Origin of the sequence: Methanobrevibacter sp. (assembly GCF_017410345.1) — an archaeon.
Taxonomy (GTDB): Archaea; Methanobacteriota; Methanobacteria; order Methanobacteriales; family Methanobacteriaceae; genus Methanobrevibacter.
In genome coordinates this window covers 19,611-32,973 of record NZ_JAFQQZ010000045.1, presented here as the reverse complement: position 1 = coordinate 32,973, position 13,363 = coordinate 19,611, and the positions used below count along the sequence as shown (strand labels likewise).

18 protein-coding genes are annotated in these 13,363 nt (G+C 34.3%); 16 read left to right on the top strand and 2 right to left on the bottom strand.

The genetic code is table 11. The features are described 5' to 3' along the window. Positions 1-204 precede the first annotated feature (204 nt). The 14 genes from IJE13_RS06205 (at position 205) to IJE13_RS06140 (ending at position 9,417) form a co-directional block, all read left to right on the top strand. A complete protein-coding gene (locus IJE13_RS06205; protein WP_292778355.1) occupies positions 205-654 on the top strand; it encodes a 30S ribosomal protein S13 in 450 nt (149 codons plus the stop codon). 89 nt (positions 655-743) lie between these two features. Continuing rightward, complete coding sequence (locus tag IJE13_RS06200) at positions 744-1,280, top strand: 30S ribosomal protein S4 (protein WP_292778352.1); 537 nt, start codon at positions 744-746, stop codon at positions 1,278-1,280. Positions 1,281-1,291: 11 nt separating this feature from the next. Then, positions 1,292-1,684 carry a 30S ribosomal protein S11 gene (locus IJE13_RS06195; RefSeq protein WP_012955709.1) on the top strand — a complete coding sequence of 131 codons (393 nt, stop codon included), beginning with the start codon at positions 1,292-1,294 and terminating at the stop codon, positions 1,682-1,684. 12 nt (positions 1,685-1,696) lie between these two features. Continuing rightward, on the top strand, positions 1,697-2,530 hold the full coding sequence (locus IJE13_RS06190; protein WP_292778345.1) for a DNA-directed RNA polymerase subunit D: 834 nt from the start codon (positions 1,697-1,699) through the stop codon (positions 2,528-2,530). A 2-nt stretch (positions 2,531-2,532) separates the two neighbouring features. Beyond that, on the top strand, positions 2,533-2,898 hold the full coding sequence (locus tag IJE13_RS06185) for a 50S ribosomal protein L18e (protein ID WP_292778343.1): 366 nt from the start codon (positions 2,533-2,535) through the stop codon (positions 2,896-2,898). Between the two features lie 23 nt (positions 2,899-2,921). Continuing rightward, complete coding sequence (locus tag IJE13_RS06180; protein ID WP_292778606.1) at positions 2,922-3,347, top strand: 50S ribosomal protein L13; 426 nt, start codon at positions 2,922-2,924, stop codon at positions 3,345-3,347. Positions 3,348-3,418: 71 nt separating this feature from the next. Further along, positions 3,419-3,817 (top strand): 30S ribosomal protein S9, encoded by a 399-nt coding sequence (locus IJE13_RS06175; RefSeq protein ID WP_292778341.1) that lies wholly within the window; start codon positions 3,419-3,421, stop codon positions 3,815-3,817. Between the two features lie 216 nt (positions 3,818-4,033). Beyond that, a complete protein-coding gene (locus IJE13_RS06170; protein ID WP_067145950.1) occupies positions 4,034-4,204 on the top strand; it encodes a DNA-directed RNA polymerase subunit N in 171 nt (56 codons plus the stop codon). A 115-nt stretch (positions 4,205-4,319) separates the two neighbouring features. After that, a complete protein-coding gene (locus IJE13_RS06165) occupies positions 4,320-4,538 on the top strand; it encodes a DNA-directed RNA polymerase subunit K (protein WP_292778335.1) in 219 nt (72 codons plus the stop codon). A gap of 560 nt (positions 4,539-5,098) precedes the next feature. Next, the gene (gene eno, locus IJE13_RS06160) at positions 5,099-6,346 is read left to right on the top strand and encodes a phosphopyruvate hydratase (protein ID WP_292778333.1); all 1,248 of its coding nucleotides are present in this window, start codon (positions 5,099-5,101) and stop codon (positions 6,344-6,346) included. Between the two features lie 244 nt (positions 6,347-6,590). Continuing rightward, complete coding sequence (locus IJE13_RS06155) at positions 6,591-6,782, top strand: 4Fe-4S dicluster domain-containing protein (protein WP_292778331.1); 192 nt, start codon at positions 6,591-6,593, stop codon at positions 6,780-6,782. A 142-nt stretch (positions 6,783-6,924) separates the two neighbouring features. After that, entirely contained in the window at positions 6,925-7,521 is a 597-nt protein-coding gene (gene rpsB, locus IJE13_RS06150; RefSeq protein WP_292778329.1) for a 30S ribosomal protein S2, read from the top strand. A 233-nt stretch (positions 7,522-7,754) separates the two neighbouring features. Beyond that, on the top strand, positions 7,755-8,603 hold the full coding sequence (gene amrB / locus IJE13_RS06145) for an AmmeMemoRadiSam system protein B (protein ID WP_292778326.1): 849 nt from the start codon (positions 7,755-7,757) through the stop codon (positions 8,601-8,603). Between the two features lie 37 nt (positions 8,604-8,640). After that, positions 8,641-9,417, top strand: coding sequence for a DUF389 domain-containing protein (locus tag IJE13_RS06140; protein WP_292778324.1), 777 nt, complete (start codon positions 8,641-8,643; stop codon positions 9,415-9,417). A 142-nt stretch (positions 9,418-9,559) separates the two neighbouring features. On the opposite strand, the gene IJE13_RS06135 is transcribed toward IJE13_RS06140, so the two are convergent. After that, the gene (locus tag IJE13_RS06135) at positions 9,560-10,201 is read right to left on the bottom strand and encodes a site-2 protease family protein (protein ID WP_292778322.1); all 642 of its coding nucleotides are present in this window, start codon (positions 10,199-10,201) and stop codon (positions 9,560-9,562) included. Between the two features lie 682 nt (positions 10,202-10,883). Next, the gene (locus tag IJE13_RS06130; RefSeq protein ID WP_292778320.1) at positions 10,884-11,030 is read right to left on the bottom strand and encodes a hypothetical protein; all 147 of its coding nucleotides are present in this window, start codon (positions 11,028-11,030) and stop codon (positions 10,884-10,886) included. Positions 11,031-11,182: 152 nt separating this feature from the next. Between IJE13_RS06130 and mvk the strand changes: the two genes are divergently transcribed. Together mvk and IJE13_RS06120 are read left to right on the top strand one after the other, a co-directional pair. Further along, positions 11,183-12,166 carry a mevalonate kinase gene (gene mvk, locus IJE13_RS06125; protein ID WP_292778318.1) on the top strand — a complete coding sequence of 328 codons (984 nt, stop codon included), beginning with the start codon at positions 11,183-11,185 and terminating at the stop codon, positions 12,164-12,166. Positions 12,167-12,266: 100 nt separating this feature from the next. Next, positions 12,267-13,082 (top strand): isopentenyl phosphate kinase, encoded by an 816-nt coding sequence (locus IJE13_RS06120; RefSeq protein ID WP_292778316.1) that lies wholly within the window; start codon positions 12,267-12,269, stop codon positions 13,080-13,082. The last annotated feature ends 281 nt before the right edge of the window (positions 13,083-13,363 follow it).

The following is a 13,363-nucleotide window of genomic DNA, read 5'->3' as shown; positions in this document are numbered from 1 at the left end:
ATCTTTTAGTAAGCTGAGCGTAGTTATTATTTAATTAGAATTATTAAATGTGCTTGAAACTGATATGAACTCTTAGTCTATTTTTAGGCTAAGTTTTACATTGTTGAAAAAACTGTGCTTTAAAATAAAGCATTCGAATCCGCTAAATTTTTTAAATAACGTCTCGTGGGTTCGCTCCTAAAAAACATTATGGAGGTTACTTTAATGGAAGACGACTTTAAGCACTTAGTGCGTATATCCAGAAAGGACGTAGATGGTAACAAGACTATACAACATGCTTTAACTGAAATTAAAGGTGTTGGATTATCCTTATCTAGATCTATCTGTCTTATCCTTGGTTTGAATACCGATGACAAAATCGGTTACATCTCTGAAGAAGATGTTTCTAAAATTGAAGCACTCTTAGAAAATCCTCAAGAATTCAATGTTCCTGATTGGATGTTAAACAGACGTAAGGATTATGCTACTGGTGACGACCTTCATTTGATTGAATCTGATCTTGACATGACTTTAAGAGACGATTTGAACAGAATGAAAAAGACCAGAAGCTACAAGGGTAGAAGACACGAAGTTGGTTTACCAGTTAGAGGACAAAGAACCAAGTCTACTTTCAGACACAGTTCCACTGTCGGTGTAAGTCGTAGAAGAAGATAGGCTTATATCTTTTATCTATGGAATGGTAAATCGGGTAAATTTTATATAGATTTATAATAATGATTTTATTAAGATAAGGAGATGTGATTATGGGACATCCAAGAAAAGCAAGGAAAAAGTATGATACACCACCTCATCCTTGGAATGCAGAAAGAATTAAAACTGAAAACAAATTAATGTCTAAATACGGCTTAAAAAACAAGAAGGAAATTTGGAAAGCTGATACTTTAGTTAGAAAATACAGTAGGGAAGCAAGATACTTACTCGGTTTCTCTCAAGATCAAGTGAAAGTCGAAACTGAAGAGTTATTAGGACACTTGAAAAGATCAGGAATCCTTGATGAAAACGCTCACTTGGAAAACATTCTTGACTTGACTGTTGAAGATATCTTAAGAAGAAGATTGCAAACTATAGTTTTCCAAAAAGGTTTAGCTCGTACTGCTAAGGAAGCAAGAATGTTTGTAGTACACGGACACATTGCTTTAAACGGTAAGAAATTGAATTCTCCAAGTTATGTAGTCAAAAGAGGAGAAGAAGAAGCAGTTGGTTTCTACCACTCTTCCCCAGTAGCTAAACAGATTGAAGAATACAACAAAGCAGCAACTCAAGCTGGTGAAAATCAATAAGGTGTGTAATTATGGCAAAAGACGAAAAATGGGGAATAGCTAATATTTATTCATCCTTTAACAATACTATCTTAACTGTAACTGACATCACCGGTGCAGAAACCATTTGTCAATGGTCTGGTGGTAGAGTAGTTCGTGCAGACAGACAACAATCCTCTCCTTTTGCAGCAATGGAAGCAGCAAACAGAGCGGCTGAAGATGCAAAAGAAAAAGGTTTTGTCGGATTACATATTAGAGTAAGAGCTCCTGGTGGAAATGGTCCTAGAAGCCCAGGTCCTGGTGCACAAGCAACCATTCGTGCATTAGCAAGAGCTGGAATCAAAATTGGTAAGATTGAAGATATCACTCCTATACCTCATGATGGTACTGGAAGACCAGGCGGTAAAAGAGGAAGAAGAGTATAAGAAGGGTTTAATATGAAAATTGATGTCAAAGAGCAAGATGAAAATTCTATGACTTTTATAGTCTATGATGCAGAAGTTCCTTTTGTCAATGCAATAAGAAGAATCGCTATGATGAAAGTGCCTAAATTAGCTATTGAAGATGTATTCATAGTTAAGAATGATTCTGCAATGTTTGATGAAGTATTGGCTCATAGATTAGGTTTAACTCCTTTGGTTTCCGATGCGGAAGCTATTGAAGGATTAGTACTTCCAGAAGATTGTGATTGTGATAGTGAAAAGGGAGAATACTGTCCAAGGTGCAGCGTTTCTTTCTCATTAATGGAAAGCGGACCTAAAACCGTATACTCCAAGGATTTGAAATCTTGTGGCGACTCAAAAATTAAACCAGTATACGATACCATCCCTCTCTTGAAATTAAAAGAGAATCAGGAAGTTGACTTAGAGGCTGTAGCAAAATTGGGAATTGGCAAGGACCATGCGAAATGGGTGCCAACCACTGTTTGTGCATATAAGCAGTACCCTGAAATCACAACTGAGGAAACAGTTGAGAATACCGTTGCTACCGCAGTTGTTGACGCATGCCCTAGAGGAGTATTGGATTTCGACAGCGAAGAAGGAAAGATTGAAGTTGTTGATATTGAAAACTGTTCCCTTTGTAAGGCTTGTGTAAGGGCGGCTAAAGCAGCAGAGTCTAAATGCATTTCTGTCGGGTATCGTGAAAATGATTTTATTTTTAAAATTGAAACTGATGGATCAATGCCTCCGAAAGAGGTTTTATTAAAAGCTTGTGATGTTTTAGATTCTAAAGCAGACGAGTTTATCACATTTAGTGAAGGAGGAAGCTAATAATGGCTAGAGAAATTAAGAAAACTAATCCTAACCTTATTGACCTTATTTACAATCTTAGAAAACAGTCTTATGAGGAAGAAGTAGGTATCTGGAAAGAAGTAGCTATCAAACTCGAAAAACCTACTAGAAACCAAGCTGAAGTAAGCCTTTCTCATATTAACAAACACACTGTTGACGGAGAAACTGTGGTTATTCCAGGTAAAGTATTATCTGATGGTAAATTAGATCACAAAGTTACTATAGCAGCATTAGGATTTACTAAAAACGCTGAAGCAAAGATAGAAAAATTCGGCAGTGAAGCTATTTCCATTGCAGAACTTGCAGAAGCAAATCCTAAAGGCAGTAATGTTAAAATTATGTTATAAGCGAAGGGTTGGTGTAAAAGATGATGATTATTAACGGTGAAGGACATATTTTAGGAAGACTTGCTAGTGTAGTCAGCAAGCAACTTCTTGAAGGCGAAGAGATTGTAGTTCTCAACGCTGAAAAAATAATGTTAACTGGTAATAAAGATTGGGCTTATGCTAAGTACAAACAAAGAGTAGACAGAGCAAGTATCTCTAACCCTCGTGACTTAGGTCCTAAATACCCAAGAAGACCAGAAGATATATTCAGAAGAACCGTAAGAGGTATGTTACCTATGAAAAAAGCAAAAGGTAAAACTGCTTTCAAAGGATTCAAAGCATTTGTAGGTATCCCTGAAGAGTATGCTGATGCTGAACTCATAACCATGCCTGAAGCTGAATATAACGACATTAAAAAAGGAATGGAATTAGGAGAAATCTCTAAACTTTTAGGGGCTAAATTTGAATAGATTTAGTGAAGTTTGATTTGTTCTAATTAAGGATTATTATACGAATTATATTAAATGATGGAGTAATTGTTATGAAAGTTGTTCATACAAGCGGTAAGCGTAAAACAGCTATTGCAAGAGGTACTGTAAGAGAAGGTACTGGTAAAGTAAGAATCAATAAGGTTCCTTTAGAACTTTATTCTCCAGAACTTGCACGTTTAAAATTAACCGAACCATTGGAATTGGCTGGAGATGTTGCTAATCAAGTGGACATTTCAATCAGAGTCAATGGTGGAGGAGTTATGGGCCAAGCTGAAGCTGCACGTATGGTAATTGCAAAAGGTTTAGTGCAATGGACTCAAGACATGGACTTAAAAGAGATTTACACTCAATATGACAGAACCATGTTAGTAGGGGATCCAAGACGTTCCGAACCTAAGAAATACGGTGGTCCTGGAGCTAGAGCTCGTAAACAAAAAAGTTACAGATAATTTCATTTATTATACATAATGAAGATTTGGATAAATTTTACATTTCTTTGGAGAAAATCATTTTTTCTTTGGAGCTTGTAAAATTTATTAAATTCTCTGTAAGTATTTTCCAATCTTTTTAATTTTTCATTTATGATTGGAAAAAGCTGTAAAATTTAATTGAATTGCATTTTTTTAATTATGCAATGTTTTATATAAAAAGGAAATGATGATTATATGATACCTATACGATGTATAAGTTGTGGAAAACCCGTTTCTGCATATTTTGATGAATATAACCGTAGATTAGCTGATGGTGAAGAGTCAAAAGATATTTTGGATGATATGGGTATTACAAGATATTGTTGTAGAAGAATGTTAATTTCTCATGTTGAAACTTGGGAATAATCATTGTCATTTTTATATTTTTCATTTAACTTATGATTATTCTCCATTTATGAGAATTAATTAGCTATTAATAGTTTATACAATTGATTATTGTTTAATAATTAGGAGTTAAATAATGGCTGCAAATAAAGACAATACAAAAAAATTAACAAGATTCGAGAAGGCTAGAGTCTTAGGTGCAAGGGCTATTCAACTTTCCATGGGTGCAAAGCCTATGAAACACAAGGAAATCGATAAATTCCTTAAAAGTTCCAAATCTCTTGATCCTATTGATATAGCTACTAAGGAACTTGAATTAGGCATTTTGCCTTTAAACGTTAGACACAAAGAATAAATTTTTTATTCTTTATTCTTATTCTTTTTTAATAAAAAGAATAGGGTGCTAAACTTTAATCAGCGAAATATTTTATTCTTTTTTAATTAAAAGAATTGGTTTGCTAAACTTAAATTAGCAAAATATTATTGAGATATATTTATTTAATATATTCTTCATGATTAAGTATTTAAATAATAAAAGACTTAATATTATTATAAATAAATTATTAAAATCATTTAAATTTATTTATTTCTCAAATTAAGAATATCATATGCAATCTATAAATCAACCTTCTAGTTTTTTTATGATTTTATATCCATTATAGATTTTATGGTAAGACGAATTAAAGGATTCTTTGAATCTCATTGGTTTGATTATTAATTAAATAGTGAATACTAGGTTTAATTAATTATGATTGTCATTCATTAGTTAATACTAGGTTTAAAAGTCAGCATTTAGTTAGTAATTCATTAATTTGTCCAAAATCCTAAAAAGCTAGTTGTTTTGCATTATCTTAATAATATCTGAATAATTTAAAGAATGGTTCTTGAACTGTTCTTTTGCTTTGAGGTGTTATTTTGGATAGCGTAATCGAAGATGTTCGTGTTAGAAAGATTTTAGACAGCAGGGGAAATCCCACTGTTGAAGTGGACATAATTACTTGGAACGGATTTGGAAGGGCTGCTGCCCCTAGCGGTGCAAGCACAGGTTCCAGAGAAGTAGTTTCTTTCCCGGAAGGAGGAGTTAGTCAGGTAATCACTGAGGTTGAAGATCTGATTTCCTCTGAACTTATTGGCATGGCTGCTGAGGACATTGAGGACATCGATGAGATCCTTAAGGAAATCGATGGAACCGAAAATCTATCTGCAATCGGAGGAAACACCACTGTAGCTGTTTCCATGGCTGCAGCCAAAGCGGCAGCAATGAGTTATAACTTGCCCCTTTACAATTTCCTAGGTGGCAATTTCATCAAGGAAATCCCTTATCCATTAGGGAATATGATGAATGGAGGAGCTCATGCAGGTCCTAATGCACCTGACATTCAGGAGTTCCTGGTTGTTCCTGTAGGAGCAAGCGACATTACAGAAGCGGTTTTCGCCAATGTTGAAGTTCATAAGAGATTGAAGGAACTCATATCTAAAAAGGATTCTAGCTTCACGGGCGGTAAAGGTGATGAAGGCGGATGGATTCCAAACATCACCAATAATCAGGCTTTGGAGATTCAAGCTCAGGCCTGTGAAGAGGTCGGAGATGAGCTTGGCTTTATAATTAAGCCTGGTTTGGATATGGCTTCATCCGAATTCTGGAGTGAAGAGGAAGGCAAGTATGTCTACGGTCAAGACGGTCTCAAGAGAGACAGCGGAGACCAAGTTGATTATGTGAAGGACCTAATCGATACTTATCATATGTTTTATGTTGAAGATCCTTTTGATGAAAAGGATTTTGATGGATTTGCAGAACTCACTGGAAAGGTAGGGAGCAAATGCCGCATTTGCGGAGATGATCTCTTCGTAACCAACAGTGAGCTATTGGCTTATGGAATTGAAAGGAAAGCTGCAAATGCAATCATCATCAAGCCGAATCAGATAGGCACTTTGACTGACACTTATGAGACAGTAAGATTGGCCAAGGAAAATGGTGTAATGCCTGTTGTATCCCATAGATCCGGTGAGACCTGTGATGAGACCATTGCCCATTTGGCAATAGCATTCGGTGCTCCTATGATCAAGACCGGTGCGATAGGCGGTGAAAGAATAGCTAAATTGAATGAGCTTATCAGAATTGAAGAGGAAATGTCCAATCCAAGAATGGCGGACTTATATTGATTTTGATAAGTTTTAATTTCAGAAAATTCATGATTATGGTAAATTGAGCGATATTTACTTTAATAAGTAGTTAAATTTATTAATTATTAAATTAAATCTTTTTAATAGCAAAAAAAGTTTTGTTTATAATTAATTTTAGGTAATTGATTAATAGGCTTTATAAAAGTAATTTATAGTGTTTTATCAAGTTTATTAATTAAATTATTAATTAATAAAAAATTTTTAAGAAGAAAATGGTGTAAAAATGTCAACTGTTATTATTGATGCAAGCAAATGTGAAAATGCAGAATGTGGTGAATGTGTAGATATGTGTCCTATGGAAATCTTTTCCTTAGACGGAGACAAAGTAGTAACTGATCATGAAGACGAATGTACTTTATGTGAAGTATGTGTCGACATGTGTCCTAACGACTGCATTACTATCAAAGATGAATAAATTTGTTGATTTCAAGAGAAGAATTCTTAAATAATTTCCTTGTTGGATTTTATTGGAATTCTTATCTTATTTTTTAATTATTTTTTAATAATTTAATTAAATTTCAATGAATAATTAGATTTTTATATTATATGGTGATAAAGTGTCAGATTTATTAATCCCGTTAGAAAAGTATTTGGCTGCTGGGTTACACATTGGTACCCAACAAAAGACTAGTGACATGGAAAAATACATTTTCCGTGTAAGATCCGATGGTTTATATGTCTTGGACGTTCGCAAGACTGATGAAAGAATCAGAGCTGTTGCTAAATTCCTAGCAAAATACGACCCAGATGACATTTTAGTTGTAGCTACCCGTCAATACGGTCAAGCTCCTGTTAAGAAATTCGGTGAAATCACCGGCTGCAAGACCATCCCTGGTAGATTCATCCCAGGTACCTTAACCAACCCACAATACGCTAAATTCATCGAACCTAAAGTCATTGTTGTAACTGACCCAAGATCCGACTCTCAAGCTATTTTAGAATCCAAACAAAACGGTATTCCTGTTGTAGGTTTATGCGATTCTGAAAACTTACTTGCAAATGTGGATATTTGTGTTCCATCCAACAACAAAGGTAGAAAAGCTATCGCTTTAATCTACTGGTTACTTGCAAGACAAATCTTAAGAGAAAGAGGAATTCTTGGAGAAGACGAAGATTTAGACATTGAATCTTCTGACTTTGAATTAAAGTTCTAAACCAAACTTTTACTCGCCGTTGGCTCGCAAAAGTTTGATCAAAATCTTTCCACTAGTTGGGAAGATTTAATCTTTATTTTTACTTTTCAAACTATTTTTATCAATTTTTATCTATTTTTAAAATTTTTTCTTATATTCTCGCTTTTTTTATATAAATTTTTATATTAAGTAAATTAAATCTATATTTAATTAATATTAATTAATTTTATTATATTTTAAAAATGGGTGAGAATATGATTAGAGAACCTATAGTTGCAGGCAAATTTTATGAAAGTAATGTAAAGCACTTGAATGAATCAATTGAAGATTGTTTTAAACACAAGTTAGGTCCTGGAGAAGTGCCTAAGTTATCCAGAATCAATAAGGAAAAGCAAGTGAATGCAATTATGGTTCCCCATGCAGGCTATGTCTATTCCGGCCCGACTGCTGCTCATGCCTATTCAAAACTGGTTCAGGACGGCTTTCCGGAAACCTTTGTAATCCTTCATCCTAACCACACAGGCTACGGTGCTGAAGTTTCAGTATATAATGAAGGCTCATGGATTGTGCCGAATGGGGTCTGTGATGTGGACAATGAGCTTGCAGATGAAATAATCAAGAATTCCAATTTTGCCAAAGCCGATTTTGCTGCCCATCAGCATGAACACAGCTGTGAAGTTCAGCTTCCATTTTTAAAATACTTTGACAGCAATTTCAAGATAGTGCCGATCTGCATGATGGACCAATCAGTTGAAGCTTCAATCGATCTTGCAAATTCCATCCATGAAGCCAGCCAAAATATGGGAAGAAAAATCACTTTGATTGATAGTACCGATTTATCTCATTTTAAGTCTCAGGAAAAGACCATTGAACATGACAACCTTGTGTTTAATGAAGTGTTCAATGCAAATACTGAAGGTCTCTATCAAGTTGTCAAAAAAGAACAAATTAGTATATGTGGATACGGACCAACTATGGCAAGTATGGAATTTTCCAAGAAATTGGGACAGAAAAACTTTGAATTGTTACAGCATTCAACAAGTGGTGACATCACTTTGGATTATGCATCTGTTGTAGGCTATGGATCTGGAATTTGGTATTAAATTTTAATTGTTTTTATAGGAATAAGGAAATGACAGTATGAGTGTGAATGAAGATCAAAATCAAACAATAACTGAAAAGATCAAGATGGCCTTTTCACTGTCTGAGGATAGGGCATCAAATGAGGAGATTCGTGAACGTCTTCTTGATGGCGGAAAGATAACCGGAACCAATATGTGTGTAATGGTATGTGCGATGATAATTGCTTCTGTAGGTCTCAATATGAGTTCAACTGCAGTAATCATCGGTGCAATGCTCATCTCACCTATTATGGGAAGCATTCTTGCCTCTGCATATGGGAATGTGTCAAATGACTATCCTCTCTTCAAGAATCATATGGCAGGCTTGGCAATACAGATTGCAATCAGTGTTGCGGCCGCTTCCATCTATTTCTTCCTCTCTCCTGTTAAGGCACCGACTGCAGAATTGCTTGCAAGAACATCTCCAACATTTTATGATGTGCTCATTGCATTCTTCGGAGGACTTGCCGGAATCATAGGACAAACCAGACTGGACAAGACAAACACTGTCATTCCAGGTGTTGCAATTGCAACCGCTCTTATGCCTCCGCTATGTACCTGCGGATATTCAATCGCAAATGGAAGATGGGACATGCTCCTTGGAGCAGGATACCTATTCATCATAAACAGCTATTTCATTTTCCTTGCAGCAAGCATTATCTTGAGTGTATTGAAAATCCCTAAAATGAAGGAATTGACTCCAAAGGAATGGAAGATTCATCGTTTCAGAATGATTCGAAATACAATCATCATTGCACTTCCTAGTATAGCTGCGGTTTATTATATGCTGCTTTAAGATGAAATGATTTTTAAAAAAAAGAGTTTATTATTTGCTTTTCAAAACTTAAGTTAAGAATTCCTTTTGAATTCTTATCTTAAAGTTTATCTATTTTTTCAATTATTAAATATTGTTTTGGCATTATGTTGATTTCTGCCATTTACAATCCAATGATTATTCCAACCATATTCTCTGCACCTATTGTAATGGATATGAGTAGCATTATTGCGGCAACGCCAAATGCGACGATCCAGACTCCAACACTCCACTTCATGACCTTGGTTCCATCCAAGCTGTAAAACGGCAATAGGTTGAATGCGGCCAAAAAGCTGTTGACAGAGAATCCAACAGTACAAATAAGGTATATCAAGTGAGAGATTCCTCCATTGGTTGAAAAAGGATATATTAAAGCTGCAATTATGATAAAGAGTATTGCAAGTCCAATATTGGTTGTAGGTCCTGCAATTGTGATCTTTCCGATTATCTCATCGCTCATATCTTCTGCATAGGTCTTGACTGAACCAGGGGCTGCAAAAACGAATCCAAGAAATGCTGTGACAAGTGCGATCAATAATCCTAAAGGCCATAATTCAAATTCGGCTTCATAACCGTATTGCATTGACATGAATTTGTGTCCAAGTTCGTGAAATATGAATCCGAGCCCTACCCCTACCATGACGATTGGCAAAAGAGCAATGATTCCGTTAAGGTTAAGTCCAACATTTGATATTGCAAAACAGATTGAAAGCACTATGAATGCAATTATCAAATCCCTTATTTCTTTCCGTGTAAATGTAAACATAATTAAGAATATCTATTTTTGTATATAAAGTTTTTTCTAAAATTCGGGGGATTGCCTTTAACAATATTTAAAGCTTATATTCATTCACTTTTTTTTTGAAATGATAATTATATTAAAAAATTTTAATTTATAAATAAATTATAACAAAATTAAATCAATTTTTTAAAAAGGTTTAATTTTCCAAAATAAAGTCAATTTAACAGTTATTTTATAATATAATAATTAAAATGAAATATTATCCTTAAAAAAACTATAATATTTATTAATAATGAAAATAAAGATGTATTTGAAGGTTTTTATTATCTGCATAAAAATATATCCATAACATATTGAGGTTAAGATAATGAGAATAAATATATTGATTCTTTTTAATTTTTCATTGGAAAGAATGAAAATTGTTTCTAAAGATATTTTAAAATATGCTTTAGAGATTGTTAAAATTTTCATTATGCTAATAAAATGATTGTAACATGTTGTTGAACTTAAAAAAATTTTAGTTTTTAATATTTTTAAATAGGATAAGTTTTTTCCTTCATATGAGTTAATATTATATATTACAAAAATATAATATTAATTAGAGTTTTATTAGACTCAATTATGTTATGGGAACTTTAAGTTAAGAATTCTTTTTGAATTCTTATCTTTAAGTTTGCTGCTATTTTTTCTATTTTTTTAAAAGTTCTTAATTTTCTTTTTCTATCCAATTCTCACAGCTGTCATCCTGTTTGATCAGCTTCTCATGATATCTGCAAAAGAATTGGGTGCATAAACCTGTATCAAATTCCAGATATCTGCAATTATAACATTCTTTTTCTTTTATTTTTTTCATATTCATAGTATAGTTTTTATACTATTTAATATAAATTTATAAATATATATCAAATTTAAGAAAGTTTTATATTGGATTTAAATCAAATTTAGTATTTTAAAACTTATTTTAGCAAAATCAAATGTTTGAATTAGTGAATTGGGAGAATTATAATGAGACACATATCAGTAGCTTCTGCACCTGGAAAGACCATCCTTTTCGGTGAACATTCAGTCGTATATGATGAGCCGGCCATTGCAGGGGCAGTCAATAAAAGGGCAGTTGTAAGTCTGAAGAAGTCTCAGAACAATTACTCCACATTGAAGTCCAAGGATTTGGGTTTTGAACTAGTAATGGACACTCGAAGAGGAACCTATACCCTTAAGAAAGGAAAGCCGGGCATTATCCGTTATATCTTGAATGCTATGGGAAAGTTCCATGACCACAGTGCCATTGATATGAGCTTGTCACTTGATCTTCCTATCGGATCCGGATTAGGGTCTTCCGCTGCCGTAACTGTAGCCACCATTGCAGCATTGCATCATTATCATGGGGTTGAATTCAATAAGGAAACCCTTGCAAGGGAAGCCCATGGAGTGGAAGAGGAAGTTCAGGGCATAGCTAGCCCATTGGACACCTTGATAAGCACATATGGCGGATTGATTTACTTATCCCGTGAGAAGAAGATAGTTCGCTTTGACAGTCATTTGGATGCTCCATTTGTTGTAGGTTTTACCAATAAATATGGAAACACCGCCAAAATGGTCAAGAATGTGAAGACATTGAAGGACACATATCCTGAATTGGTGGATCCGATAATATCCACAATGGGCAAGATAGCAAATGAGGCAAGGATAGCCATCCTTAAGAATGATGTTGAAAGAATAGCTGAATTGATGAACTTGAATCAGGGATTACTTGACTCCTTAGGAGTCAACACTTATGAATTGTCAAGAATGATATATACCGCCCGTGACAATGGAGCCCTTGCTTCCAAGATAACAGGTTCCGGCGGTGGAGGAAGCATCATTTCCCTATGCAGGGAAGACAATGTCGACGAAGTTGCAGAGGCAATCAATGTTGAAGACAAGACAATCAAGGTGAAATTCTCAAAGGATGGTGTTTTAGTAAATAGGAGAGCTCCTCCTTTACCATAAAATATTTTTTTATTATTTATTTACAATTTAAAAATTTCATGTTTATTATAAAAAAATTTTAATTAATTTCTTAATATTTTAATGTTTATAGTGTGATTTTATGATTATTTTAAAGATTGGCGGAAGCATATTGACTGAAAAGGATTCCGCGGAACCTAAAGTCGATTATGAAAACTTGAATAGGATTGCAGAGGAAATCAGACAATCCTTATATGCTGATGAAATCAGCAATGACCTGATAGACGGGCTTGTGATTGTTCATGGAGCAGGATCCTTCGGACATCCTCCTGCTAAGAAGTATCAGATAGGCCGTCCTTTTGAAATGAAGGATTACCTTGAAAAGAGGATAGGCTTTGCAGAGGTTCAAAATGAGGTCAAGAAGCTGAATTCAATCATCTGCGAATCATTGATCGAGCATGGAATTCCAGTAATTGCAATACCTCCATCTTCCTTTATAACTTCACACAATAAGAGAATCTATGATTTTGACTTGGATCTTTTAAAGACATATATTAGAGAAGGTTTCGTCCCTGTTCTCTTTGGAGATGTAGTCATTGACGATGAAGTGAAGATAGCGGTCATCTCAGGGGATCAAGTTCTCCAATACATTGCAAAGTTCCTCAAATCAGATAGGATTGTCCTTGGAACCGATGTGGCCGGGGTCTATACCAAAAACCCTAAGATCCATGATGATGCGGTCCATATAGATGAAGTGAACTCCATTGAGGACATCAAGTTCCTTGAATCCACAACCAATGTCGATGTGACCGGCGGCATGGTCGGCAAAGTGAAGGAGCTATTGGACTTGGCGGATTATGGAATAAGCTCTGAAATCATCAATGCAAATGAAGAGGGAGCAATCGCAAAGGCATTGCAGGGCATGGAAGTGAATGGAACTAAAATCTGCAGAAAATAATATTTTCATTCTGTTATTATTTATACTAACTTTTTTATTCTATTTTTTTATTTTTTCTAATCTTATTCATTATTTTTCATGAAAAAAGCCCTATTTTTACCCAATATTTAAATATAATGAAAATAAAAAATTATAAATAGTTAAAATATATGCAATTTTCATATATTTTGAATTTAAAAGATTAGAATTAATATTAAGTCGGATTTTAATGTTTTTAAATTCATTCGGGACCTAATTAAACACGTAAGAATATTTTATTTAATTTAACTTTTATTCATAAG

What these genes read in the sequence shown, in the direction of transcription:
- IJE13_RS06205 (WP_292778355.1), top strand. Translation starts at nt 205, where the DNA reads ATGGAAGACGACTTTAAGCACTTAGTGCGTATATCCAGAAAGGACGTA.
- IJE13_RS06200 (WP_292778352.1), top strand. Translation starts at nt 744, where the DNA reads ATGGGACATCCAAGAAAAGCAAGGAAAAAGTATGATACACCACCTCAT.
- IJE13_RS06195 (WP_012955709.1), top strand. Translation starts at nt 1,292, where the DNA reads ATGGCAAAAGACGAAAAATGGGGAATAGCTAATATTTATTCATCCTTT.
- IJE13_RS06190 (WP_292778345.1), top strand. Translation starts at nt 1,697, where the DNA reads ATGAAAATTGATGTCAAAGAGCAAGATGAAAATTCTATGACTTTTATA.
- IJE13_RS06185 (WP_292778343.1), top strand. Translation starts at nt 2,533, where the DNA reads ATGGCTAGAGAAATTAAGAAAACTAATCCTAACCTTATTGACCTTATT.
- IJE13_RS06180 (WP_292778606.1), top strand. Translation starts at nt 2,922, where the DNA reads ATGATTATTAACGGTGAAGGACATATTTTAGGAAGACTTGCTAGTGTA.
- IJE13_RS06175 (WP_292778341.1), top strand. Translation starts at nt 3,419, where the DNA reads ATGAAAGTTGTTCATACAAGCGGTAAGCGTAAAACAGCTATTGCAAGA.
- IJE13_RS06170 (WP_067145950.1), top strand. Translation starts at nt 4,034, where the DNA reads ATGATACCTATACGATGTATAAGTTGTGGAAAACCCGTTTCTGCATAT.
- IJE13_RS06165 (WP_292778335.1), top strand. Translation starts at nt 4,320, where the DNA reads ATGGCTGCAAATAAAGACAATACAAAAAAATTAACAAGATTCGAGAAG.
- IJE13_RS06155 (WP_292778331.1), top strand. Translation starts at nt 6,591, where the DNA reads ATGTCAACTGTTATTATTGATGCAAGCAAATGTGAAAATGCAGAATGT.
- amrB (WP_292778326.1), top strand. Translation starts at nt 7,755, where the DNA reads ATGATTAGAGAACCTATAGTTGCAGGCAAATTTTATGAAAGTAATGTA.
- IJE13_RS06140 (WP_292778324.1), top strand. Translation starts at nt 8,641, where the DNA reads ATGAGTGTGAATGAAGATCAAAATCAAACAATAACTGAAAAGATCAAG.
- IJE13_RS06135 (WP_292778322.1), bottom strand. Translation starts at nt 10,201, where the DNA reads ATGTTTACATTTACACGGAAAGAAATAAGGGATTTGATAATTGCATTC.
- IJE13_RS06130 (WP_292778320.1), bottom strand. Translation starts at nt 11,030, where the DNA reads ATGAAAAAAATAAAAGAAAAAGAATGTTATAATTGCAGATATCTGGAA.
- mvk (WP_292778318.1), top strand. Translation starts at nt 11,183, where the DNA reads ATGAGACACATATCAGTAGCTTCTGCACCTGGAAAGACCATCCTTTTC.
- IJE13_RS06120 (WP_292778316.1), top strand. Translation starts at nt 12,267, where the DNA reads ATGATTATTTTAAAGATTGGCGGAAGCATATTGACTGAAAAGGATTCC.